This window comes from Caballeronia cordobensis (assembly GCF_001544575.2).
GTDB lineage: Bacteria > Pseudomonadota > Gammaproteobacteria > Burkholderiales > Burkholderiaceae > Caballeronia > Caballeronia cordobensis.
In genome coordinates this window covers 135417-159664 of the sequence record NZ_FCNY02000001.1, presented here as the reverse complement: position 1 = coordinate 159664, position 24248 = coordinate 135417, and the positions used below count along the sequence as shown (strand labels likewise).

The following is a 24248-nucleotide window of genomic DNA, read 5'->3' as shown; positions in this document are numbered from 1 at the left end:
CGCTCGAAACGCCGCGCGACAAGACGTTGCGCGCGGCGCCCGCACCGTTCGAATCACTCTCTCACGGAGTCATCATGGCGAAGAAAGGCACGGCACCTGCCGTCAATATCGGCATCAGCGACAAAGACCGCAAGAAGATCGCCGAGGGCTTGTCCCGGCTGCTGGCCGATACGTACACGCTGTATCTGAAGACCCATAACTTCCACTGGAACGTGACGGGTCCGATGTTCAACACGCTGCATCTGATGTTCGAGACGCAATACAACGAGCTCGCGCTCGCCGTCGATTCGATCGCGGAACGCATCCGTGCGCTGGGCGTGCATGCGCCGGGCAGCTACAAGGAGTTCGCGAAGCTGTCGTCGATTCCGGAAGCGGACGGTGTGCCGGCTGCCGAAGACATGATCCGGCAACTGGTCGAAGGCCAGGAAGCCGTGGTGCGCACGGCGCGCGAAATCTTCCCCGCGACCGAAGCGGCGAACGACGAGCCGACCGCGGACCTGCTCACGCAGCGCATGCAGACGCACGAAAAGACCGCGTGGATGCTGCGCGCGATGCTGGCCTGATCGCACCGGCCGTTCGTAGAAAACCCCGCTTTCGCAGCGGGGTTTTTGCTTTTGAGGCAGTCGCGACGCGCTGATCTAAAATAGTCCGTCGTGCTCTTCGGTCTGACTTCCATGCTCGCCCGTCTTCCGCTCTACATGCGCCTCGTGCGCCTCGACAAGCCCATCGGCAGTCTGCTGCTGCTGTGGCCGACGCTCAACGCGCTGTGGATCGCGTCGGAGGGAAGGCCGTCGCCGATGCTGCTCGTCATCTTCATCGTCGGCACCATTCTGATGCGCTCGGCGGGCTGCGCGATCAACGACTACGCCGACCGCGATTTCGACAAGCACGTCAAGCGCACGGCCGAGCGTCCGATCACGTCGGGCAAGATCAAGGCCTGGGAGGCGGTGGCGCTGGCGGCGGCGCTCGCGCTAGTCGCGTTTCTGCTGATCCTGCCGCTCAATACGCTGACGAAGGAACTGTCGGTGTTCGCGCTCTTCGTCGCGGGCACGTATCCGTTCACCAAGCGCTTCTTCGCGATTCCGCAGGCGTATCTCGGCATCGCGTTCGGCTTCGGCATTCCAATGGCCTTCGCCGCCGTGCTGAACCACGTGCCGATGCTCGCGTGGATCATGCTCGCCGCGAACGTGTTCTGGTCCGTCGCGTACGACACCGAATACGCGATGGTCGATCGCGACGACGACATCAAGATCGGCATTCGCACATCGGCGCTCACGTTCGGACGTTACGACGTGCTTGCCGTCATGCTGTGCTACGCGGCGACGCTCGCGATCTACGTGGGTATCGGCTTCGCGCTGGGCTTCGGCTGGCTTTACTGGCTCGGCTGGCTCGCGGCGGCGGGTTGCGCGGTGTACCACTATGGGCTCATCCGGAATCGCGACCGCATGGCGTGCTTTGCCGCGTTCAAACATAACAACTGGCTGGGCGGGATGCTGTTCGCGGGCATTGCGCTGCACTACGCGCTTTCGAATTAAACCCTCCCGCTGCGCCGGCACTGTGCGTGTGCAATGCACGTCACGCGAGCGCAGCGGCGCGCCTTTGTGCCGTTTCCCGACACGCGCCAGGAACGACAAATTTTGTCGAGCCGCTGCATCGCGGCGATATTTCTTGATAATTTCGACCGGTCATATTTCTGGGAACGCTGGAATGCGCGTCCAGACCGCCCGGTGATTCAGTCGCGAACGCGCCGGCCCTTTCCTCCACGAGTCGATTGACCGCCGCGCACTTCCCCCGCGACGGCGTTCAGATCGCCCGTCTCGCTTCATTGGGTTCTTTATGGGCTTGCTTGCCCGCTTCGATCTGTCCGATCTCCTCAACCGGAATCAGGTGACTCATTTCATCGAGCCCGGTTTGCGAGATGGCGCTAATTGCCGCGCCGCCTTGAGCGCCGGCTTCAAAAAGGCGCTGTCGTGCGCGATTTCCGAGCCGCTTGTTGCCGAGACGGAGCCGAGTGAACAGCTTCACGTTGTCAACGCGGATAGTCTCACCTTCCTGCAATCGACGCCGGTGACGAGTGCGCTCGCCAAGCATCGCTGCGTCGTCTTTCTCCATGCGCACGACGCGACCGGGCGTCTGCCGATGCTCGCCGAACTCGAACGGTTGCACCAATCGGCTGCGAACGCGCTGATCGTTATGGAAGACGTACGTATCTACCGGTGTACCTTCGAGACGAGCGCAGGGCCGTTGCCGGATTCCGCGGAAAACGCATTCCACGAAGAAGCGCGGTTCCTGAAACTGCTCGGATCGTTCGGGCAAACGCACACGTTACATTGGCACGCCGAGGATGCGGGTTACGCGGTGTTGTGGCCGCTCGGCTGGGGCGAGTACGCGCTGAAGAAGTGGGTGCTGCCCGGCGACCGCACGCAGCCCTTCATGCTGAGAACGGGCGTGCCGGGTACGACCTGCATGTCGGTCAATCGCCGCTTGCTGGACGCGCGCTTCAGCAATCGCTGGCTGGTGGGCAACGGACTTGATATCGGCGGCGGGACAGACAGCATCGCGCTCTATCGGTCGCTGTTTCCGCGTATCGCGAACGTGACGGTCTACGAATGGGAACAGGGCGACGCACAATATCTCGACAATGTGCGGGACGACAGCTTCGATTTCGTCTATTCGGCGCACTGCCTGGAGCACATGGTCGATCCGCGTGTCGCGCTGCGCCATTGGCTGCGCGTGCTCAGGCGCGGCGGCCATCTCGTCATCACCGTGCCGGACGAGGATATGTACGAGCAGGGCGTGTGGCCATCCACGTTCAACAGCGATCACAAGCACACATTTACGCTTTTCAAGCGCAAGAGCTGGTCACCGGTTTCGATCAACGTGCTCGATTTGCTGCGCGAGTTCGAGGGTGAAGTCAACGTGAAGAAGGTCGAGAGTCTCGATCACAGCTTCCTTCACGGAATCCAGCGCTGCGATCAGACGCGTTTCGCGTTTGCGGAATGCGGCATCGAATTCATCGTGCAGAAAATTTGAACAAGCGCGGCGCGTGTGCACCCCTGACGCGCGCCGCCTCGAGATTCGCCGCTTCAAGCCCCGCCCAGTTCATCCCCCATCTCTTTCGCTCGCGCTTGCGCCGCCAGCGCGCCGCGCACGATGGCCTCCTTCACGCCTTGCGCATCGAACGAGGCGAGCGCCGCCGCCGTCGTGCCGCCCTTCGACGTCACGCGCTCGCGCAGCACGCTCGCGGGCTCGCCGGACTGCGCCGCCAGTTGCGCCGCGCCGGTGAACGTGGCGACGGCGAGCGCGCGGCTCTGTTCTTCGTCCATGCCGAGCTGGCGCGCGGCTTCCTGCATCGCTTCGATGAAATAGAACACGTAGGCCGGGCCGCTGCCGGAAATCGCGGTGACGGCGTCGAGCTTCGATTCGTCGTCGAACCAGACCGCCGTGCCGACCGCTTCCAGCACTTGCGATGCGAGCGCCTTCGCCGCATCGGAGACGCCGGGCAGCGCCGCGAGACCCGTCACGCCCATGCCGATCAGCGCGGGCGTGTTCGGCATCGTGCGCACGATCTGCGTGTAACCGTTGAGCCAGCGGCTGAGGTCCGTCGCGCGGATGCCCGCCGCGATGCTGATGACCGTTTGCGTCGACAGATGCGGCGCGAGCGCTTCGGCCACGCTCTTGAGCACTTGCGGCTTCACCGCGATCACGATGGCGTCGTAACCGGCGAGCGCCGCATCGACCGCCGCGCCCGTCGCGATGCCGAATTGCTTCGCGGTGCGTGCGCGCGCTTCGTCGTTGATGTCCACGGCGTAGATGTCCGCGGGCGAGGCGCCGCGCTTGATCAGACCGCCGATGAGCGCCGCGGCCATGTTGCCGCCGCCGATGAATGCAATTTTCATGATGGAAGGTGAGGTCAGGTGGTGTAAGTGCGTGCGCCGAAGATCGCCGTGCCGATGCGCACCATCGTCGCGCCTTCGAGCACGGCGGCTTCGAGATCGGCGGACATGCCCATCGAGAGCGTGTCGAGATCGAGGCCGTCGGCGCGCAAGGCGCTCATCAGTTCACGCAGGCGCGCGTGCGGTGCGCGTTGTGCATCGAGCGTATCGGCGGGTTCGGGAATCGCCATCAGACCGCGCAGCCGCAAGCCGGGCAGCGCGGCCACCGCATGGGCGAGCGCGGCGGCGTCATGCGGCTCGACGCCGCTTTTCGACGCTTCGCCGCTCACGTTCACCTGCACGCACACGTTGAGCGGCTTCGCGCCCTCGGGACGCTGCGCGGAGAGCCGCTCGGCGATCTTCAGCCGGTCGATGGAATGCACCCAGTCGAACTGCTCCGCGACGAGCTTCGTCTTGTTCGACTGCAGCGGCCCGATGAAATGCCATTCGATTTCGCCGCGCAGATCGGCGAGCGAAGCGATCTTCGCGAGGCCTTCCTGCACGTAGTTTTCGCCGAACGCGCGCTGGCCGGCCTCGAAGGCGGCGCGCACGTCGTTCGCGGGAAAGGTCTTCGAGACGGCGAGCAGCGCGACCGAAGACGGATCGCGCGATGCGTCCTCTGCGGCCTTCGCGATGCGTTGGCGGACTTCTTCTAAATGTTGAGCGATGGACATGTGACAGCCTTCGGAAGCATCCGGGCATTATACGAATCGCTCATCCGTACAGCAGATGCTCCAGCAGTTGGATCCAGTGCGTGACGGGCGTCGATGTGCCGCTCTGCAGATGCGCGATGCAGCCGACGTTGGCCGACACGATCAATTGCGGCTCCAGCTTTTCCAGCCGGTCCAGCTTTTGATTGCGCAACGCGTACGAGAGCTTCGGCTGCAAGACCGAGTATGTGCCGGCCGAGCCGCAGCACAGATGCGAGTCGGCGGGCAGACGCACTTCGAGCCCGAGCGCGGTCAGCAGATGCTCGACGCGCCCGCGAATCTGCTGCCCGTGCTGCAACGTGCACGGCGGATGATAGGCCACCGTATGCACGCCGCGCCGGCGCGCGAGCGACACGAGTTCTTCCTCGTACAGCGGCAGGATTTCGGCGAGATCGCGCGTCAGATCGACGATGCGCCGCGCCTTCTCCGCATACGCCGGATCGTGACGCAGCAAGTGCGCGTATTCCTTCACGGTCGCGCCGCAGCCCGAGGCGTTCATCACGATCGCCTCGACGCCGCTTTCCACATACGGCCACCAGGCGTCGATGTTGTTGCGCACGTCGTCGAGCGCGTCGTCGTTGTAGCCGAGATGCAGGCGGATCGCGCCGCAGCAGCCCGCGCCCGGCGCCGTGACGATCTCGATGCCGAGCGCATCGAACACGCGCGCGGTCGCCGTGTTGACGTTGGGCATCATCGCGGGCTGCACGCAGCCGGCGAGCATCAGCATCTTGCGCTCGTGCTTGTTCGTGGGCGGAACCAGCGGCCGCTCAGGCACGGGAATCTTCGCGCGCAGCTTGCGCGGGAGAATGCCGCGGACCTGCTGGCCGAGCTTCATCGCAGGCGTAAAAAGCGTGCTGTTGGGCAGGAAACTCGCGAGAAAGCGCCGTTGCAGCCGGTGCCGCATCGGCCGCTCCACTTTCTCTTCCACTACTTTGCGCCCGATCTCGACGAGCTTGCCGTACTGTACGCCCGAGGGGCACGTGCTTTCGCAGTTGCGGCAGGTGAGGCACCGGTCCAGATGCAGTTGCGTGCTGCGCGTGACCGGCGCGCCTTCGAACATCTGCTTCATCAGATAGATGCGGCCGCGCGGCCCGTCGAGCTCGTCGCCGAGCAACTGATACGTCGGGCAGGTCGCCGTGCAGAAGCCGCAGTGCACGCACTTGCGCAAGATGGCGTCGGCCTCGTCGCCATCGGCCGTGCCGCGGATGAAATCGGCGAGATTGGTTTGCATCGAGGCGCCTTAGGGTCTGTTCACATATAAAACGGCCATGCGTTGCCCCGTAAAGGGCCGATCGCAAGGAATGCGACGAAGCTAATACAGGCGTATTCGCAAGGAGCATGACGCCGCGGGCGGCCCTTTACGGGGCAACCCCTGACTAGAAAAAAAACTCTTGGGGAACGCCCGAAATCGGCCGCATTGCGGCGTCGCGCGTCGCTTGTTTGGGGCGGCCAAACGGCGCGCCGCACTTCTTGCACTGCAGCCGATTTCGGGCGTTCGCATGGCCGTTTTATATGTGAGCAGACCCTAGAAATCGGGATACAAACGCGCGCGATTGAAGATGCGCGCCGGATCGAAAGCCTGCTTCAGCCCGCGATGAATCTTCATCAGCGGCGCGGGCAGCGGCGTGAACACGCCCGCATTGCGGTCGTAGGCGGAGCCCGCGCGAAAGATCGTCGCGTGGCCGCCGGCCTGCTTCGCGCTGATGCGCACGGTCTGCGGGTCGGTGTCGGTGATCCACCAGCGCTGCGCGCCGCCCCATTCCATCAACTGCGCGCCCGGCAGATGCAGCGGCTCCGCAATCGACGGCAACGCGAGCCGCCACAGCGCCGAGCGCGGCTCGATGACCGCGAAGAACGGGTCGGTCTGTTCGCGCATGCCGATCCAGAAACGGTCGGCTTCGACGGCATCGACGACTTCGCCGCCGAGCGTGTTGCGCGCGGTCTTCACGGCCGCTTCCGCGCCTGCGAGACGTAACGCGAGCGTGCCGTCGCGCCACGCGCTGCCGCAGATCGGCAGGGGATGGCCGCCCCATTCGTTGAGCTTGCGCACGCCGTCGGTCGCGTGCATGTCGAACTTGAGCGTGGCCTCGGCGACGGGGCGCGGCAGCACCTTGATCGACAGTTCGAGAATCAGGCCGAGCGTGCCGAGCGATCCCGCGAGCAGGCGCGATACGTCGTAGCCCGCGACGTTCTTCACCACTTGCCCGCCGAAGCGCAGCACTTGCCCGTGCCCGTTCATCACGACCGCGCCGAGCACGAAGTCGCGCGGCGCGCCGGTCCACGCGCGCCGCGGTCCCGCGAGCCCCGCGGCGATGCAGCCGCCGAGCGTCGCGTTGCGTCCGAAGTAGGGCGGCTCGAACGGCAGCATCTGATTGTGCTCGCGCAGCGCGGCTTCGATCTCGGCGAGCGGCGTGCCGCTCCTCGCGGTGATGACGAGCTCCGCCGGATCGTAAGCGATGATCCCGCGATAGGCGCGCGTGTCGAGGATTTCTCCCTGGAGCGTCTGACCGTACCAGTCCTTCGTGCCGCCGCCGCGGATGCGCAGCAGCGTGCCGGCTTCGGTTGCCCGGGCGATCCTCTCCGACCAGCCGGCGACGATGTCGTCCTGTTCCATGCGTGTCCCGCTCGTGTTTCGATTTCTGTTGGGCTGCCCGGTCGATTGTACCGGCCGCTTAACGGCGCAATACCCGGTGAAACGTGGATAGCGGAACGTAATCCGCCGCCTAGAAGCGCGGCAAGTCCGGATGCGGCAGAAGCCCGCCCCGCACATGCATCTTGCCGTATTCGGCGCAGCGCGAGCGCGTCGGGATGCCCTTGTCCGGATTGAGCAGGCCGGGCGGATCGAACGCGCGCTTCACGGCGAAGAACGCATCGCGCTCTTCGGGCGAAAACTGCACGCACATCGAATTGATTTTTTCGATGCCCACGCCATGCTCGCCCGTTACCGTGCCGCCGAGTTCGACACACGTCTCCAGAATGTCCGAGCCGAACGCTTCCGCGCGATGCCACTCGTCCAGATCGTTGCCATTGAAGAGGATGAGCGGATGCATGTTGCCGTCGCCCGCATGAAACACGTTGATGCAGCGCAACGCGTACTTCTTTTCCATCTCTTCGATGCGCGCGAGCAGCGGCCCGATGGCGCGGCGCGGCACGGTGCCGTCCATGCAGTAGTAGTCCGGTGAGATGCGGCCCGCCGCGGGAAACGCGTTCTTGCGGCCCGACCAGAACTTGAGGCGCTCGGTCTCCGACCGCGATATCTGGATGCGCGATGCGCCGTGCTCGCGCAGCACGGCCGTCATGCGGACGATTTCCTCCGCGACTTCGTCGTGCGTGCCGTCGGATTCGCACAGCAGGATGGCGGCGGCGTCGAGGTCGTAGCCCGCGTTGACGAATTCCTCGACGGCGCGCGTCGCGGGTTTGTCCATCATTTCGAGGCCGGCCGGGATGATGCCCGCCGCGATGATCGCCGCGACGGCGTTGCCGCCTTTCACGACATCGTCGAAGCTCGCCATGATGACCTGCGCGGTCTGCGGCTTCGGAATCAGCTTGACGGTGATTTCGGTGACGATCGCGAACATGCCTTCGCTGCCGATCAGCACCGCGAGCAGATCGAGGCCGGGCGCGTCGGGGCCGAGCGAGCCGAACTCGACGACATCGCCGTCCATCGTCACCGCGCGCACGCGCAGGACATTGTGCACGGTGAGCCCGTATTTCAGGCAATGCACGCCGCCGGAGTTTTCGGAGACGTTGCCGCCGATCGTGCAGGCAATCTGCGACGACGGATCGGGCGCGTAATACAGCCCGTATGGCGCCGCGGCTTCCGAAATGGCCAGGTTCCGGACGCCGGGCTGCACGGTTGCGGTGCGCGCGTACGGATCGACTTCGATGATCTTCCGAAAGCGCGCGAGCGACAGCACGATGCCGTGGCGAATCGGCATGGCGCCGCCCGACAGACCGGTGCCCGCGCCGCGCGGGACGATCGGAACGGCGAGGCGCGCGCAGATCTGCACGACGCGTTGCACCTGCGCCTCGGTTTCCGGCAGCGCCACCGCGAGCGGCAGGCGGCGGTACGCGGCGAGGCCATCGCATTCGTAGGCGGCGGTGTCTTCCTCGCGAAAGAGCAGACAGTGCGTCGGCAGCACGGCCATCAGCGCCTGCACGACTTCACGCTGGCGCGCGGCGAGCTGATCCGCGGTGAGCGCTTCGGCTTCTTCGTGCGGCAGATTCGGCGACGCCGGTGTCGACATCTGCTCGGGCTTGAGCTCGTCGGGTGCGTTCATGTCTCCTCCGTTGCGGCGCTCGTTGCGCTCATCAGGCTATCTTGCTCGAACCGTTCAGCCTTCGAAAGCGAAGATTTTCCCCGGGTTCATCAGGTTCTTGGGGTCGAGCGCCTGCTTGATCGAGCGCATCACGGCGACCGCGCCGGCGCCGTGCTCGTCGATCAGAAAGCCCATCTTGTGCAGCCCGACGCCGTGTTCGCCGGTGCAGGTGCCGCCCATCTCCAGCGCGCGTCCGACGATGCGCCGATTGATGCGCTCCGCTTCTTCCAGCTCTTCGGGCTTGGCCGGATCGAGCAGCATCGCGACGTGGAAATTGCCGTCGCCGACATGGCCGACGATCGGGCTCGGCAAATACGAGCCCTGCAAGTCCTTCTCCGTTTCCTCGACGCATTCGGCGAGGCGCGAGATCGGCACGCAGACGTCGGTCGTGACGGCGCGGCAGCCGGGCTTCAGTTGCAGCATCGCGAAGTAGGCGGAGTGGCGCGCGTTCCAGAGGCGGCTGCGGTCTTCGGGGCGCGTCGCCCATTCGAAGTCTTCGCCCTTGTTTTCCGCGACGATGTCCTGCACGGTCTGCGCCTGTTCCTGCACGCCGGATTCGGTGCCGTGGAATTCGAAGAACAGCATCGGCGATTCGCGCAGCGTCAGATTCGAATGCTTGTTGATGGCGCGCACCGCGAGCTTGTCGACGAATTCGACGCGTGCGATCGGCACGCCCATCTGAATCGTCTCGATGACGGCGCGCACGGCGTCGCCCATCGACGGGAAGGCGCACACGGCCGCCGAGATCGCTTCGGGCTGCGGATAGAGCCGCACGGTGATTTCGGTGATGACGCCGAGCGTGCCTTCCGAGCCCACGAAAAGGCGCGTGAGGTCGTAGCCCGCCGACGATTTGCGCGCGCGCGTGCCGGTTTTGATGGCGCGGCCATCGGCGGTGACGACCGTGAGGCCGAGGACGTTTTCGCGCATCGTGCCGTAGCGCACGGCGTTGGTGCCCGAGGCGCGCGTCGCCGACATGCCGCCGATGCTGGCGTCCGCGCCGGGATCGATCGGGAAGAAGAGGCCGGTGTCTTTGAGCGCTTCGTTCAGTTGCTTGCGGGAGATGCCGGGTTGCACGGTGACGGTGAGGTCTTCGGCGTTGATCGAGACGACCTGGTTCATCTCCGACAGGTCGATGGACACGCCGCCCTGCACCGCGAGCAGATGCCCTTCGAGCGACGAGCCGTTGCCGTAGGGGATGATCGCAACGTCGTGCTGGGCGCAGAGCTTGACGATGGCCTGCACTTCCTCCGTGCTGCGCGCGAAGACGACGGCGTCCGGCAGCTGCGGGTCGAACGGCGATTCGTCACGGCCGTGGTGTTCTCTAACGGCTTGCGACGTCGAGACGCGCTCGGCGAATCGTTCTTTCAACGCGTCCAGAAGCGCGGCGGGGAAGGGGCGTTTCTGGAGTGCGGCGTGTTCGGTGGGGTGGTTCACAAGGTGTCTCCGGGCGGGGCGGCTTTGTGTTGTTTTGCTTCGCTGTTCGATCGTTCTATCTCATTTTACGCCGTCGCGGTGATGCCCGGCGGGCGGGCTTTCGGACGCTGGGACGTGCCTATAATGGGCTTTGATCTCGGAGGCAGTGATGGGAAACCGCTTGAGCAAAATCGCGACGCGCACTGGGGATGATGGAACGACCGGATTGGGTGATGGCAGCCGCGTATCGAAGGACGATGCGCGTATTGCCGCGATCGGAGATGTGGATGAGTTGAATTCGTGTATCGGGGTGTTGCTTTGCGAGCCGATGCCTTCGGACGTGCGCGATGCGTTAACGCGGATTCAGAACGATTTGTTCGATCTGGGCGGGGAGTTGTCGATTCCTGGGCATTCGATGATTCAGACTTCTCATCTTGCTCAACTCGATGCCTGGCTTGCAGAGTACAACGCGACGCTGCCGCCGTTGAAGGAGTTTATTTTGCCAGGTGGGTCGAGGGCGGCGGCTCTTGCGCATGTGGCGAGGACGGTTTGTCGGCGGGCGGAGCGGTCCATCGTTGCGCTCGGGCGTGTGGAAACGGCTGGGGTTAATGAGGCGCCGCGGCGGTATGTGAATCGGTTGTCGGATTTGATGTTTGTGATTGCTCGAGTCCTAAATCGAGCGGACGGAGCAAAGGAGGTTTTGTGGGAGCGACGGGGCGATTAGTAATAGTTGCTCCAAGGAAAGCTCGCCCAACCGCTTCATAGATGGCTTTGAAGGACGTAAACGGTGCCTGTAAGTATAACTGCAACCCTAGGAGCTCAGGTGTTAGCTCCGCTGATAAAGGATCTTTACAATGGAGCGAAAGGAGCTTTATCAAATAAATTCAAGAAATGGCAAGGAGAGCAAGCGCCTAAGAAAGTCGCACAGAAAATCTTGATGATCGGAATGGTCAAAACGCTTTGGCAAGTTGATAAAGAGGTATGGCTAGGAAATTTCTATTACCCTGCATCGATTTTCTCAGTCAGTCACGAATATAGACAATTGAACAGTCTCGCTGACATTCAATTCCAGCGCATAGTTATTCAGGGTGTGGTTGGGCAAGGGAAGTCAATGCTTCTGCGCCACCTATGCGTGCAAGAGTTGACGGGGCGTGGAAGCGGGAAAATCCCGCTGTTCATCGAATTGAGAGAAATTCGTGGCGAAAAGCGATTATTATCCTTAATTTTAAGGGAGCTTGGCAACTATGGCCTTGTGGAGGACGTTGATGTTTTCAAGTATCTTGCGAAAACGGGGAGGCTGGCCCTCTTGCTTGACGGTTTCGACGAGATTGATATCGGAAATGTGCCTAGTGTACTTGAAGAACTTGAACAACTTTCTTTCAACTTCGAAGATCTGACAGTTGTCGCGACGTCGCGACCGGATTGTGCCATTCAACATAGTGCGGCTTTCAGGCGTGTCTATCTATCAATGCTCGCGCAGAGTGATCACCTTCCCTTTCTAACTCGCTTAGGACTGGATCGAGTTCATGCTAATGATATTGCGACAGCAATCGAGAATAGTCCGTCGCATGTCGCTGAGTTGATTAACACGCCCCTCATGCTCACGCTCACCGTGACAGTCTATAGATCGGAGAAGTCTATTCCGGCTGAACTTCCAGAATTCTTTGAGGCTCTATTCACCACTGTCTTCACGCGACATGATCGAAGCAAACCTGGATTTGTGCGAGAACACCGCACAGGGCTTGGAGAACGGGCGTTGCAAAAGCTATTCGAAGGCTTCTGCTTCATGGCTGCTCAGCGAAGCAAAACCCGCACGCTCACGAACGAAGAGTTTTCGAGTTTTTTTGAAAAAGCGAGTCATTATTTTCCAGAAACTATATGTTCCGTGGAGAGCTTTAAACACGACGTGTCGAAGGTGGCGTGTCTGATGTTAGAAGACGGGATTGGTGAGATAACTTTTTTACATAAAAGCATCGCGGAGTATTTTGCTGCCTCGTTTGTGAGGCGTCAGCAGGAAAGGGCTGCGAAAAAATTTTACACCGCTGCTCGTGAGTGTTATCGCGAGTGGCAGCAGGTCCTTCGCTTCCTCGCCGTAATCGATAAATATCGCTATCTGAAATTCTACAGAATTGGAATCATCGAAGGATTCATTGAGCGTTACGATGAAAATAATGCTCGCGCTGGCGATCATCGGTCCAAGACTCTGATTAAAAGGACTTTGTGGAATGTCACTCTGCGATACGATCGGCGTAACCGGCCGATTCCGCTAAGGGAAATCCGTAGAGAAGCTTTGGATTCAGATGAAATAGATGAGATTTTGTTTGATAAGTTTATTGATGTGCTAAAGGAGCATGTTCCTGCCAGGCTCTCAAAGGGTAACGAGCAAGTCAAAATCGAGCCATTAATTTCAGGATTGCACGAACGTGAAACCCAGGTGACTGCAATTGAAATGGTAAATGAAATTGGTTTTGATTCATTTATTAAGATTGCCGAACAATTCTTAACGGATCTACGAAAAGAAGTTGAGATAGCGCGTGCATCAATCGCAATTGAAGAACGAAACGCCGATATCTTTTGAAGTCAAATACGATGAGAACTTCAAGAGACGTGGGACGGTCCCTTGAAGTTCTCCTCTCAACTGACTCTAATTGCCCCCACCCCTCACAACCCTTCTCTGCTTAACCGCCTCCGCCAACCCCTCCAGCACCCCCAAACTCTCCTCCCATCCAATACAGGCATCGGTAACACTCTGCCCAAACGTCAACTCACACCCTTCCCGCAAATCCTGCCGTCCAGCAACAAGATGCGACTCCACCATCACGCCAACAATCCGCTCATCGCCAGCCGCCAATTGCCGTCCGATATCTTCACAAACCGGAATCTGATTCTCATGCTTCTTCGAGCTATTAGCATGACTCGCGTCAATCATTAACCGGGCAGCAAGACCCGCCTTCCCGATATCGCTACAAGCCGCATCCACACTCGCCGCATCGTAATTCGGCGCCTTCCCGCCGCGCAGAATGATGTGGCAATCTTCATTACCCGCCGTCGACACAATCGCCGAATGCCCACCCTTCGTAACCGACAGAAAATGGTGCGGCTGCGACGCCGCCTTGATCGCATCGACCGCAATCTTCACATTCCCGTCCGTGCCATTCTTGAACCCGACAGGGCACGACAATCCCGAAGCCAGCTCGCGGTGAACTTGCGATTCCGTCGTCCGCGCCCCAATCGCACCCCACGAGATCAGATCGGCGATGTACTGCGGGCTGATCATGTCGAGATACTCGGTTCCGGCCGGCAGCCCCATCTCGTTGATGTTCATCAGCAACTCACGCGCAGCCCGCAAGCCATCGTTGATCTTGAAGCTGTTATCCATATACGGATCGTTGATGAGCCCCTTCCAGCCGACCGTCGTGCGCGGCTTCTCGAAGTACACGCGCATCACGATTTCCAGTTCCGAGGCAAAGCGGCGCCGCTGCTCGATCAACCGCGAAGCGTATTCGAGCGCAGCCTTCGGATCGTGAATCGAGCAGGGCCCGATGATGACGATCAGCCGGTCATCCATCCCGTGAAGAATGCGATGCATCGACTGACGCGCGTTGAAGATGAGCTCCGAAACCGGCTCCGCGCATGGGAACTCGCGGATCAGGTGCGCGGGCGGGGTCAGTTCTTTCAACTCGCGGATGCGAACGTCATCGGTATTGTGCGGGGGCATTTCTGTTCTCCTACAGCGGCGTGCCATTCGAACTAAAAAGCGAAAAAAAACCGCCAGACTCGCTGGCGGTTTTTCGGGAATTTCGGTCTGTCCGACCTGTGTACGACTTACCCCTCTCGATCCGCCAGCGGCTTGAGATGCCAAAAGAAATAAAAATAAAACTTGGCGGACATGATGGGTCGAGAAGGAATCGAACGTCGGTCGAAAAAGTTGTGACTGCTTTTATAACCGCAAACAGGCGGCGCTGACAAGCCTGAGCCAGGCAAAACGCGGACAATCCGCACCGGAGAACGCGGCAACGCCGCAAACAATCGTCTCCGATGCGGAAAACCCGCATAAAAATCACACCGTCCCGCCCACCGTCATCTTCTCGATACGCAGGGTCGGCTGGCCGACGCCCACCGGCACGCTCTGGCCTTCCTTGCCGCACACGCCGACGCCGCTATCGAGCGACATATCGTTGCCGATCATCGTCACGTACTTGAGCGATTCCGGCCCGCTGCCGATCAGCGTCGCGCCCTTGACCGGATACGTGATCTTGCCGTTCTCGATCATGTACGCCTCGGACGCCGAGAACACGAACTTGCCGTTGGTGATATCGACCTGACCGCCGCCGAAATTCACCGCGTACAGCCCGTTCTTCACGGAAGCGAGAATCTCGCCGGGGTCCTTGTCGCCGTTGAGCATGTAGGTGTTGGTCATGCGCGGCATCGGCAGCGCGGCGTACGACTCGCGGCGCGCGTTGCCCGTCACCGGCATCTTCATCAGGCGCGCGTTGAGCGAATCCTGAATGTAGCCCTTGAGAATGCCGTCCTCGATCAGCGTCGTGCACTGCGTCGGATTGCCTTCATCGTCGATATTGAGCGAGCCGCGGCGATTCGGCAGCGTGCCGTCATCGACGACCGTCACGCCCTTCGCCGCCACCTGCTCGCCGATCATGCCCGCGAACGCCGACGATCCCTTGCGGTTGAAATCGCCTTCCAGACCATGTCCGACCGCCTCGTGCAACAGCACGCCCGGCCAGCCCGGCCCGAGCACGACGGTCATGGCGCCTGCCGGAGCCGGGCGCGCTTCGAGATTCACCAACGCGGCGTGCACGGCGTCATCGACATATTTGGACAGCACGGCGTCGGTGAAATAGCCGTAGTCGAAGCGTCCGCCGCCGCCGCCCGTACCGATCTCGCGGCGGCCGTTCTGCTCGGCGATCACCGTCACCGAGACGCGCACGAGCGGGCGCACGTCCGCTGCGAGCGCGCCGTCGCTGCGCGCCACGAGCACGACATCGTATTCGCCGGCGAGACCCGCCATGACCTGCGTGATGCGCGGGTCCTTGCCGCGCGCCATTTGCTCGACGCGCTCCAGCAGCTTGACCTTTGCGGTTGCATCGAGCGAATGCAGCGGATCGGCGGGCAGATACAGATCGCGGCCCGAGACGCCGGTCAGCGTGCTCGCCGGCTTGATCTTCTGCTTGCCGCCGCCCGCCTTGGCGATCGCGCGCGTGGCGATCGCGGCCTGACGGATGGAGTCGGGGGAAAGGTCGTCGGAATAGGCGAAAGCCGTGCGCTCGCCGGACACGGCGCGCACGCCGACGCCCTGATCGATGCTGAAGCTGCCCGATTTGACGATGCCTTCTTCGAGGCTCCACGCTTCGCTTCGCGTCGACTGGAAATAGAGGTCGGCGTAATCGACGCGATGCGTGAAGATTTCCGCGAGCGTGCGGGTGATCAGCGCTTCGTCGAGGCCGTAGGGCGTGAGCAGAACGTCCTTCGCCGTGACCAGATTGCGGATGCCGGGTTCGATGATGTTCATGTGGTGCCTTGTGGTGCCTATTGCGTGTTCGATGATGTTCCAGACGGATTTCAGACTATTCTACGGTCTGATCAGACAGGTTATGTGCGGGAAAGCAACCAAGTCTTCAAGTCGTCCGTCCGGTCGAGTGCGCGATCATCCGATCACGCGATGCCGGTAAGCCGGCAAGCTCTGCCGCACGGCGGCGATGCGTTGCAGGTCGATGCCGCCGGACACGACGCCCGGCCCTTCGTCTTTCACATCGACGATTTCGCCCCACGGGTCGATCAACATGCTGTGGCCCCAGGTGCGGCGTCCGTTCTCGTGCTGGCCGCCTTGCGCCGCCGCGAGCACGTAGCATTGATTCTCGACGGCGCGCGCCGTGAGCAAGGTCTGCCAGTGCGCGCGGCCGGTCGTATAGGTGAACGCGGACGGCACGACCATCAGCGCGCAATCGCCGAGCTTGCGGTACAGCTCCGGAAAGCGCAGGTCGTAGCACACCGAGAGCCCCACGCGCCCGAACGGCGCATCGAAGCTGCGGGGCTCGCTGCCGGGAAAGATCGTGCGCGCTTCGTCGAACGATTCCTCGCCGCGCTCGAAATTGAACAGATGAATCTTGTCGTAGCGCGCGACCTGCGCGCCGCGCGGATCGAACACGAGCGTGGTGTTGAGCACGCGGTTCTCTTCAGGCGATTGCAGCGGCAACGTCCCGCCGATGATCCACACGCCATGCTCGCGCGCCGCGTCGGAAAGAAACTGCTGGATCGGGCCCGAGCCGGGCGTTTCGCGGATCGCGAGCTTGTCGGTGTCCTTGAAGCCCATGTAGCAGAAATATTCGGGCAGGAGCACCAGTTTCGCGCCGCCGCGCGCCGCTTCGCCGATGAGGCGTCCGGCGTCGGCCAGATTGCGGTCGCGGTCCGGCGTGCTGACCATCTGCAACGCGGCCACCTGAAACGGCGCCGCGCTTTCGCTCGATCTTTCGCTCATGTCTCTCTGCGCTGTCGGGAAAATGGGGACGAACTGGGGGACGAAAACTGCGCCGGCGACGTCGCGGCGAAGGCCCCTTGTCAGCGGGCAGCGGACGGAACCACGGCGGCGGCGGGTGTTTCGATCTTACCCTGATCGCCCTTCAGACGCTGGATGACGGGTTTGCTCCACGAGCCGGTGATCGAATAGTCGCGAGCGAACGCCTTCTGGATCGATGCCGACAGCGCGATATCCGCCGCCAGCACGCCCAGCCCGAGCAGCGGATTGATCACCGCCGCGCCGATCGCCGCCGCGCCCGCGCCGACGGTCGGAATCACCTTGACGTGCAGATCCTGCGTCTTCTGCGGCATGTCGACGATGCCCTGCATCTGCACGCGCGCGGGGGACGTCACCATCAGGAAGTCGTCGGTGTGGCTGATGCCGTTGGCGATTCGCGCGTTGCCCGTGATCTTCTCGAACGGCAGCCCCTTGCCCACGACATCCTCGAAATGCAGCGTCATCAGATTCGCGAGACTGCGCAGGCTGAAGATGCCGAGCCACTTCGCCGCGCCCGGCGCACGCAGGATTTGCCCGTGATGCAGATCGACGGCGACGTGGCCGTCGAGCGTGTTCACATCGACGGCGGTCGGGCCGCCGTTCCAGGCCGCGTGGCCCGAGACCGTGCCGTTGCCCGAATTGACGACGCGCGGCGCGCCGAAGCGGTCGATCAGCTGGCCGCCGTTTTTCACGTCGAGCTTGAAATCGAGCGACGTGCGGCGCGCCACGCTATCGTCCGCGTCGCCGGGCGGCGTGCCCGCTTGCGCCGTCCGGATCACGTCGCCCGGCAGCGTGCGCCAGGTCGCGTTGGCGGTGAGCGTGGCGTCGGGGTTGGTGAGTTCGAGCTTGTCGAGCGTCCAGATCGGCTCGTCGGCGATGACTTCGTTGTGCGCATCGACCTGCAGCCGCCCGAGGCTATGACCGCGGAACACGAGCTCGTCGACGATGAGATCGATCGTCGGCATGTTGCGCGGCGGCCGTCCCATGGGCTTCTCGGCGGGAGCGTCGCCCGTCTTGTCCGGAATCACGACCTTCGCGAAGCGCGCCTGCAACGCGCCGGGGCTGTCCTTCGTCGCGCCCGGCGTCCACGCGGCGTCGCCCGTGATCTGATCCGACGCGATGTTCGCGCGCCACTTGCGGTCCTGCGCTTCGCTCGCGCCGATATCGACGTTGTCCCAGCGCCGGTCGAGCAGCGTGAGCGTCGTGAAGTGGATGTCGGCGCGCGTCGGGATGAACTGGCGGACGGCCTCGTTCATCGGCGGGCGCGGCGTATCGGCCGGGGACGAAGATGGCGATGAAGAAGCGGACGCGCTGATTTCGGCGAAGAGCTTGCGCCAGGCGTCGGCATCGAATTCGTTGAAATCGGCGGCGGCGCTCACGCCTTCGGCCGGCAGCTCGGCCGGCTTGTTCAAGCCGATCGCGCCGCGTGCGACCTTGAGGCGCGCGCGCATGTTCATCGGCTCGGCGGCGTTCTGCGGATCGATCTTCACTTGCGCACGGCCGATCTGCTGCATGACGTAACGCGCGTCCAGCGCGCCGAACGAGAGCCGCGCGTCGTGCAGGTCCGGCGCGCCGCCCGCCGCGGGCCGGAAGGTGAAGGAGAAGGGCATCGGCGCGCCTTTCGCCTTGCCGAAAGGCGCGGGCAGATCGATGCCCAGGCCCGTCAGATCCGAGCTCGCCTGCACGTTCGGCAACGCGTTTCTCACGCCGCGCACGTGCAGTTCGTAGGGCGCGGCGCCGTCGATGTGCTTCAGGAACTGCACCACCTGCGGGCTCATGCGCGTGTTCAGGCGCTCGGCCGCATCCGCGCCGATGCGCCCGTTCACATCGAGCGCATAGCTGCCGTCGGGCTGCACGCCGCCTTTCGCGCGCACGTCGCCGCCGAGCAGTTGCGCGGTCATGTCATTGAGCGTGACGGTCTTCGCGGCAAAGTCGGCGCGCCCGCGCAGATGCGTGAGCGGCGGCAGCTTGCCGTAGGCGACTTCGTTGTCGATGAAAGTGAGCGAGCCCTTGTATTCGGGCTTGATCGGCGGCAGCGGCGCGGGCGGCCGGTAGCGCGGAATGCCGAGCGTGAGCGCGAGATCGGCGTTACCTTTCGCATCGATCTTGCGCGTGGCGTGCTTCGCCATCAGGCCGAGCGAACTGTCGTCGACGTAGCGGAGCATGTCGGCGAGCGGGCCGCGCGCACGGCCATCGATCCACAGCTTCGTTTCGCGATTGCCCGTGTCGTCGATCCGCCCGATGACCCGCGACACGCGCACGCCGCGGTAATGCCCCTTGCCGATATCGAAGCCGAGCTTGTTCTGCGCGAGCGTGAACGTGCCGTCGATGCCTTCGAACGCCGGCCAGAAGTTCGGCAGGCCGTTGGCCATCTTGCGCGGCGGGAACGGCGTCGGATCGAACTTGCCGCCCGAAAACGGCGCGTTGATGCGAAAGATGCCCGCGTCGGGAAACTTGTTGTACGGAAAGCGCGTGAGGTCGCCGTGGATCTCGATCGTGCCGTTTCTCGCGACGCCCGCCTGCAGCGCGTGGCCGAGATACACGCGCACGCGTTCGTTCAGGCTCGTCGGCAGATAGCGCACGAGGCGCGTCGCTTTCAGATGAGCGACCTTCGCCTTCAGATCGAGATTGCCGCGCCCGTGGCCCTGATTCCAGTAATCGGCGGTGACTTCGCCTTCGGCGTCCGCGTTTTTCACGCGCAGCGTCTCGAGATGGATCGTGAAGGCGCGCCGCAGCTCGCCCGGCGCGATCGCGTCCGCGACGCTCCAGCGCGCGTTGCCCTGCAGGGAATCGAAAGTGAGGCGCGGGTCGTCGAACGCGCCGGGAACGATGACGGCCGCGTTCTTCGTGTCGATGGTGATGCGGCCTTCCTTCTCGTTGGCATCGACGGTTCCCCACAGATTGTCGACGCCCGGAATGCCCGCGCGCGGACGATTGTTGATCGTGAGACCGGGCGGCGGCTCCTGAGCCTGCACGCTGATGCCTTCGAGATTGGCCTTGAGCGCGTAATGCACGAGCGGCGCGTCGCCCTTCTTGCGCTGCTGCTCCGCTTCTTCCTCGGTCTTCGGCGCGGCGCGCTCGGAGTAGATCGTGTAGTTCGACACCTGGCCGCGCGGATTGAAGCGCACGAGTTCGTTGAGCACGCGCGCCGGCACGGGCAGCGCGCGCACGAATTCCGCGAGGATGCCGATATCGACGGTATCGCCCGTCAGCCGCAGCAGTTGCCCCTTGCCCACGCCCGGCGGCCGGTACGTGCCCGTGAGCGAGCGCGACACGAGCAGGCGCGAGACCGGCGTGCCGTCATCGAGCGGCAACTGGCCGAGTTCCGCGTGCAGGTTGCGCAGATCGAGGGTGTATTCGGTGTCCCGCTTCTCGACGCTCCAGCCGAAACGCGCGACCGGCAGATCGAGACGCGGCTGCGTCGCGCGCACGCGCAGCGCGACGTTCGAGCCGGTCAGCTCGCCGGTCGCGTTCTGCAACTGCCCGCCCGCGAAGTTGAGCCAGATCTCGTTGTTGACGCGGCCGCCGTACATCTGGAACGGCGTCTTCACGTAGCGCGCGAGCGTGGGCAGATCGACGGGGCCGGTCGATACATACAGCCGGCCCGTCCAGTTCGCGGGCGCGCCCATCGCGGAGAACGGCTGATGACGGAAGTCCGCGCGGAGGTCGAGCGGGCCGTGCAGCACTTCGCCGTCAGCGGGCGCCTTGAGCGCGAGCCGATGCCGCGTGCCGTCGTTGACGATCGCGAGATGCAGCCGCTTGAACGCGATCTCCGGCGCGGCGCGCTCGGCGTCGCGCCAGCGCAGCGTGCCGTCGCGCAAAAGGATGTGATCCTGGCCAAGCAGCCAGGTCGTGAATGCGTTCGAACCCGTGCGTTGCCGGGGGATGGGCACGCCCGCGACCGAGAGCGCGCCGTCGGCATTGCGCGCGATGATCACGTCGGGGCCATCGACGGTCAGGTCGGCGAGCTTCGGCCTCAGGTGCAGCAGCGACGCCCACGCGATGCTCGCGCTCGCATGCGGCACGGCGAGGCCCGGCGCGCCGTCGGCGGCGTCGATGCGCAGATTGTCGATATCGAGTGTCGGCGAGAGCCCGGACCATCGCGCGGAAATCCTGCCGATATGCAACTGCGCGTGAATCTTCGACGACACCAGTTGCTCGATGCGCGGCCGGAACGAATCGACCTGCGGCATGACGATGTAGCGCAGGCCCACGTACACGCCCGCGACCGCGAAATACGCGATGGCGGCAATGACGAGAACGAATTTGAAGACGCGTGAAAGCACGCGCTCGGCGTTGCCGCTGGGCTTGGCTTGTCCAACTTCGGTCGGGTCGACGGATCGTCTGCTGTCGGACATGCTGCGGCTGTTCGGCGATATGGTAGTTTTGCGTGTTTGACGCTGAAATGTAACACGGGCATTGCGGGGACGGCCGCTGCCTGCGCACTCGTAGACGCTCGCGAAGCCGCGCCCGGCAAGACTCGCGGCGCGTTGTGCGAACTGCTGTGTCTTTCCGGAAGCAATGAGCGAACCCAATCTTTCATGACCGACGCCACTCTTCTCAGTTCCGATTATTCCAACTATGCGGCGCGCGCCTATGCAGCGCGTCCCGAACTGGCGTCGAACGTCGCGCAGTGGTCGCAGGCGCCCATCACGCGTGCATGGATCGAAGCGCGGCTCGATACGCACTGCACGCCGTGCACCGAAAAAGGCGTGCTCGACGAACCCGCATTGAAGACCGCGCTGCGCCGCTTGCGAACCGATGTCTTCTGCACGGTGATGGAGCGCGATCTTACCGGCGCGGCGGATGTCGCCGAAGTCACCGGCGCGATGACCGACCTCGCCGAAGTCACCGTGCAGCGCGCGCTCGCGGTGCTGTCGGCGGATCTCGAAGCGCTCTTCGGCGAGCCGCGCGGCCCCGATGGCGAGCGGCTCACGCTCGGTGTCGTCGGCATGGGCAAGCTGGGCGGGCGCGAGCTGAACGCATCGTCGGATATCGACCTGATCTTCGTGTATGAAGAAGACGGCGAAACCTCGGGCGGCACGCGCTCGCCGCTGCCGACGCAGGAATTCTTCACACGGCTCGGCCGGCGGCTGATCGGCGCGCTCGCCGAGATCACGCAGGACGGTTATGTGTTTCGCGTGGATATGCGGCTGCGGCCCAATGGCGATTCCGGGCCGCTCGTGTGCAGCCTCGGCATGCTCGAAGAATATTTCTACGTGCAGGGCCGCGAGTGGGAGCGCTACGCGTGGATCAAAGGGCGGCTCGTGTCGGAGACGCAAAGCGATTCGGCGAAGCGTCTCGTGAAGCAGCTCGAAGCCATCGCGACGCCGTTCATCTACCGGCGTTATCTCGATTACGGCGTGATCGCGGCGATCCGTTCGCTGCATCAGCAGATCCGGCAGGAAGCGCGGCGGCGCGCGTCGATGCGCCCCGACAAGGCCGACGACATCAAGCTCGGGCGCGGCGGTATCCGCGAAATCGAGTTCAGCGCGCAGGTGTTCCAGTTGATTCGCGGCGGTCAGGCAGCCGATTTCCGCATTCGTCCGACGCTCGCGGTGCTGGAACGCGCCGCGGCGCACGGCCTGCTCGCGCCGAACATCTGCGCGGCGCTCTCCGAGGCGTATCTCTTCTTGCGCACGATCGAGCATCGGCTGCAATACCGCAACGATGCGCAGACGCACGCGATGCCCGTCGCCGACGACGAACGCGTGCTGCTCGCGAAATCGCTCGGCTTCGCGGACTATGCCGCGCTGATGGAAAAACTCGACGCGCATCGCGAGCTCGTCGAGCAGCAGTTCGACGCGATCTTCGCCGACAAGGTGAGCGGGCAGGGCGGCTGCGGCGTCGCGGAAGATTCGGTGGCGTCGTGGATCTGGAGCAGCGCGCTCGCCGACGACTCCGCGCAGGAAGAACTCGCCGCGCGTCTCATGGAGCTCGGCTTCGCCGATCCCGCGCCAGTGTTATCGCGTCTCACGGGCGTGTGGAATTCGGCGCGCTATGCGGGCTTGCCGTCGCAGAGCCGCGAGCGCTTCGATATCGTCGCGCAGCGGGCGCTCGAAGCCGTGCAGTCCATCGACGCGGCGCGGCGCGGCGACACCATCACGCGGCTTTTCGATCTGCTCGAAGCCATTGGCAAGCGCGGCGCCTATCTCGCGCTTCTGACGGAGTATCCGGCGGCGCTCGCGCGCGTGCTCTCGGTGCTGTCGGGCTCGCGCTGGGCGGCGGGCTATCTGATCCGCCATCCGCAGTTGCTCGACGAACTGCTCGACGACGAAGCCATCGCGAGCCCGTTCGACTGGGCCGCGTTCAAGCGCTCGCTGACCGCGCGCCTCGACGCCGCGGAGGACGCCGAACATCAGATGGATCTGCTGCGTCACGCGCATCAGGCTGAAGTGTTCCGCATTCTGCTGATCGATCTCGCCGGGCGTCTGAGCGTCGAGCATGTGAGCGACCGCCTGTCCGAACTCGCCGACGCCGTGCTCGACGTCACGGTGCATACCGTGTGGAAGCACTTCCCGAAGCGGCATCGCGAGACGCCGCGCTTCGCGGTCATCGCTTACGGAAAGCTCGGTGGCAAGGAGCTGGGCTATGCATCGGATCTCGATCTCATCTTTCTCTACGATGACCCGCACGATTCGGCCGCCGACCTCTACGCGATGTTCACGCGCCGTCTCATTACGTGGCTCACGGCCGCGACCGGCGCGGGCACGCTGTTCGACGTCGATCTGCGCTTGCGGCCCAATGGCGAGTCCGGCCTGCTCGTGACCGATCTCGCGTCGTTCCGCCGCTATCAGATTCGCGAAGGCGACGCGGCGAACACCGCATGGGTATGGGAGCATCAGGCGCTGTCGCGCGCCCGTTACAGCGCCGGCGACGCCGAAATCGGCGAGCAGTTCGAAGCGATTCGCGCCGACGTGCTCGTCATGGAGCGCGATGCGGCCGCGCTCGCGCGCGAAATCGTCGCGATGCGTGAGCGGGTTTTCGCGGGCCATCCGAACCACAGCGAGCTTTTCGACCTGAAGCACGATCGCGGCGGCATGGTCGATATCGAGTTCATCGTGCAGTACTGGGTGCTGCTGCATGCGCGCGAGCATCGCGAGTTCTTGCGCAACGCGGGGAATATCACGCTGCTGAAGATCGCGGCGCGAAGCGGTTTGATCGCGGAGGACGAGGCCGACGTGATCGGCGCGGCGTACCGGCATTACCGCAAGCTCCAGCACACGTTGCGGCTCGACGGCATGGAAAAGGCGCGCGTCGATCCGGCCGAGGTTCAGGCCGAACGCGACGCGGTGACGGCGTTGTGGGAGCGGGTGTTCGCGGTGGCGGCGCAGTAAGACGG

At 63.4% G+C, this 24248-nt stretch carries 17 protein-coding genes; 6 read left to right on the top strand and 11 right to left on the bottom strand.

What is annotated here, in order from left to right:
* Positions 1-74 precede the first annotated feature (74 nt).
* Complete coding sequence (locus tag AWB70_RS00685; RefSeq protein ID WP_014190442.1) at positions 75-563, top strand: Dps family protein; 489 nt, start codon at positions 75-77, stop codon at positions 561-563.
* A 111-nt stretch (positions 564-674) separates the two neighbouring features.
* Complete coding sequence (gene ubiA / locus AWB70_RS00680) at positions 675-1535, top strand: 4-hydroxybenzoate octaprenyltransferase (protein ID WP_053567603.1); 861 nt, start codon at positions 675-677, stop codon at positions 1533-1535.
* Positions 1536-1803: 268 nt separating this feature from the next.
* Here the strand turns inward: ubiA and AWB70_RS39155 are convergent, their stop codons facing one another.
* A complete protein-coding gene (locus AWB70_RS39155) occupies positions 1804-2166 on the bottom strand; it encodes a hypothetical protein (RefSeq protein WP_235024118.1) in 363 nt (120 codons plus the stop codon).
* A gap of 27 nt (positions 2167-2193) precedes the next feature.
* Here AWB70_RS39155 and AWB70_RS00675 point away from each other — a divergent pair, with 27 nt between their 5' ends.
* Positions 2194-3033 carry a class I SAM-dependent methyltransferase gene (locus AWB70_RS00675; RefSeq protein ID WP_235024117.1) on the top strand — a complete coding sequence of 280 codons (840 nt, stop codon included), beginning with the start codon at positions 2194-2196 and terminating at the stop codon, positions 3031-3033.
* A 53-nt stretch (positions 3034-3086) separates the two neighbouring features.
* Here the strand turns inward: AWB70_RS00675 and proC are convergent, their stop codons facing one another.
* The 6 genes from proC to AWB70_RS00640 form a co-directional block, all read right to left on the bottom strand.
* Positions 3087-3899, bottom strand: a complete 813-nt coding sequence (gene proC / locus AWB70_RS00670; RefSeq protein WP_053567437.1) for a pyrroline-5-carboxylate reductase — start codon at positions 3897-3899, stop codon at positions 3087-3089.
* Between the two features lie 14 nt (positions 3900-3913).
* Positions 3914-4609, bottom strand: a complete 696-nt coding sequence (locus tag AWB70_RS00665; protein WP_053567438.1) for a YggS family pyridoxal phosphate-dependent enzyme — start codon at positions 4607-4609, stop codon at positions 3914-3916.
* A 40-nt stretch (positions 4610-4649) separates the two neighbouring features.
* On the bottom strand, positions 4650-5876 hold the full coding sequence (glcF, locus tag AWB70_RS00660) for a glycolate oxidase subunit GlcF (protein ID WP_053567439.1): 1227 nt from the start codon (positions 5874-5876) through the stop codon (positions 4650-4652).
* Between the two features lie 294 nt (positions 5877-6170).
* Complete coding sequence (gene glcE, locus AWB70_RS00650) at positions 6171-7259, bottom strand: glycolate oxidase subunit GlcE (protein WP_014190447.1); 1089 nt, start codon at positions 7257-7259, stop codon at positions 6171-6173.
* 109 nt (positions 7260-7368) lie between these two features.
* Positions 7369-8892 carry an FAD-linked oxidase C-terminal domain-containing protein gene (locus tag AWB70_RS00645; RefSeq protein WP_053567605.1) on the bottom strand — a complete coding sequence of 508 codons (1524 nt, stop codon included), beginning with the start codon at positions 8890-8892 and terminating at the stop codon, positions 7369-7371.
* An 87-nt stretch (positions 8893-8979) separates the two neighbouring features.
* Entirely contained in the window at positions 8980-10398 is a 1419-nt protein-coding gene (locus tag AWB70_RS00640; protein ID WP_053567440.1) for an FAD-binding oxidoreductase, read from the bottom strand.
* A 148-nt stretch (positions 10399-10546) separates the two neighbouring features.
* On the opposite strand from AWB70_RS00640, the gene AWB70_RS00635 reads away from it, so the two are divergent.
* Positions 10547-11101 (top strand): cob(I)yrinic acid a,c-diamide adenosyltransferase, encoded by a 555-nt coding sequence (locus AWB70_RS00635; RefSeq protein ID WP_053567441.1) that lies wholly within the window; start codon positions 10547-10549, stop codon positions 11099-11101.
* 99 nt (positions 11102-11200) lie between these two features.
* The gene (locus tag AWB70_RS00630; RefSeq protein ID WP_143281590.1) at positions 11201-12955 is read left to right on the top strand and encodes an NACHT domain-containing protein; all 1755 of its coding nucleotides are present in this window, start codon (positions 11201-11203) and stop codon (positions 12953-12955) included.
* Between the two features lie 66 nt (positions 12956-13021).
* Here the strand turns inward: AWB70_RS00630 and aroG are convergent, their stop codons facing one another.
* From aroG to AWB70_RS00610, 4 genes are all read right to left on the bottom strand, one after another.
* The gene (gene aroG / locus AWB70_RS00625) at positions 13022-14095 is read right to left on the bottom strand and encodes a 3-deoxy-7-phosphoheptulonate synthase AroG (RefSeq protein ID WP_053567443.1); all 1074 of its coding nucleotides are present in this window, start codon (positions 14093-14095) and stop codon (positions 13022-13024) included.
* A 342-nt stretch (positions 14096-14437) separates the two neighbouring features.
* Positions 14438-15904, bottom strand: a complete 1467-nt coding sequence (gene tldD / locus AWB70_RS00620) for a metalloprotease TldD (RefSeq protein WP_014190451.1) — start codon at positions 15902-15904, stop codon at positions 14438-14440.
* 135 nt (positions 15905-16039) lie between these two features.
* Positions 16040-16870, bottom strand: a complete 831-nt coding sequence (locus AWB70_RS00615) for a carbon-nitrogen hydrolase family protein (protein ID WP_053567444.1) — start codon at positions 16868-16870, stop codon at positions 16040-16042.
* Positions 16871-16950: 80 nt separating this feature from the next.
* Entirely contained in the window at positions 16951-21264 is a 4314-nt protein-coding gene (locus AWB70_RS00610; protein ID WP_053567445.1) for a YhdP family phospholipid transporter, read from the bottom strand.
* Positions 21265-21447: 183 nt separating this feature from the next.
* On the opposite strand from AWB70_RS00610, the gene glnE reads away from it, so the two are divergent.
* Positions 21448-24243 carry a bifunctional [glutamate--ammonia ligase]-adenylyl-L-tyrosine phosphorylase/[glutamate--ammonia-ligase] adenylyltransferase gene (gene glnE, locus AWB70_RS00605; RefSeq protein ID WP_053567446.1) on the top strand — a complete coding sequence of 932 codons (2796 nt, stop codon included), beginning with the start codon at positions 21448-21450 and terminating at the stop codon, positions 24241-24243.
* The last annotated feature ends 5 nt before the right edge of the window (positions 24244-24248 follow it).

Excerpts from the sequence above, each read along its gene's own strand:
- AWB70_RS00685 (WP_014190442.1), top strand. The coding sequence starts at position 75 with ATGGCGAAGAAAGGCACGGCACCTGCCGTCAATATCGGCATCAGCGAC.
- ubiA (WP_053567603.1), top strand. The coding sequence starts at position 675 with ATGCTCGCCCGTCTTCCGCTCTACATGCGCCTCGTGCGCCTCGACAAG.
- AWB70_RS00675 (WP_235024117.1), top strand. The coding sequence starts at position 2,194 with ATGGAAGACGTACGTATCTACCGGTGTACCTTCGAGACGAGCGCAGGG.
- proC (WP_053567437.1), bottom strand. The coding sequence starts at position 3,899 with ATGAAAATTGCATTCATCGGCGGCGGCAACATGGCCGCGGCGCTCATC.
- AWB70_RS00665 (WP_053567438.1), bottom strand. The coding sequence starts at position 4,609 with ATGTCCATCGCTCAACATTTAGAAGAAGTCCGCCAACGCATCGCGAAG.
- glcF (WP_053567439.1), bottom strand. The coding sequence starts at position 5,876 with ATGCAAACCAATCTCGCCGATTTCATCCGCGGCACGGCCGATGGCGAC.
- glcE (WP_014190447.1), bottom strand. The coding sequence starts at position 7,259 with ATGGAACAGGACGACATCGTCGCCGGCTGGTCGGAGAGGATCGCCCGG.
- AWB70_RS00645 (WP_053567605.1), bottom strand. The coding sequence starts at position 8,892 with ATGTCGACACCGGCGTCGCCGAATCTGCCGCACGAAGAAGCCGAAGCG.
- AWB70_RS00635 (WP_053567441.1), top strand. The coding sequence starts at position 10,547 with ATGGGAAACCGCTTGAGCAAAATCGCGACGCGCACTGGGGATGATGGA.
- aroG (WP_053567443.1), bottom strand. The coding sequence starts at position 14,095 with ATGCCCCCGCACAATACCGATGACGTTCGCATCCGCGAGTTGAAAGAA.
- tldD (WP_014190451.1), bottom strand. The coding sequence starts at position 15,904 with ATGAACATCATCGAACCCGGCATCCGCAATCTGGTCACGGCGAAGGAC.
- AWB70_RS00615 (WP_053567444.1), bottom strand. The coding sequence starts at position 16,870 with ATGAGCGAAAGATCGAGCGAAAGCGCGGCGCCGTTTCAGGTGGCCGCG.
- AWB70_RS00610 (WP_053567445.1), bottom strand. The coding sequence starts at position 21,264 with ATGTCCGACAGCAGACGATCCGTCGACCCGACCGAAGTTGGACAAGCC.
- glnE (WP_053567446.1), top strand. The coding sequence starts at position 21,448 with ATGACCGACGCCACTCTTCTCAGTTCCGATTATTCCAACTATGCGGCG.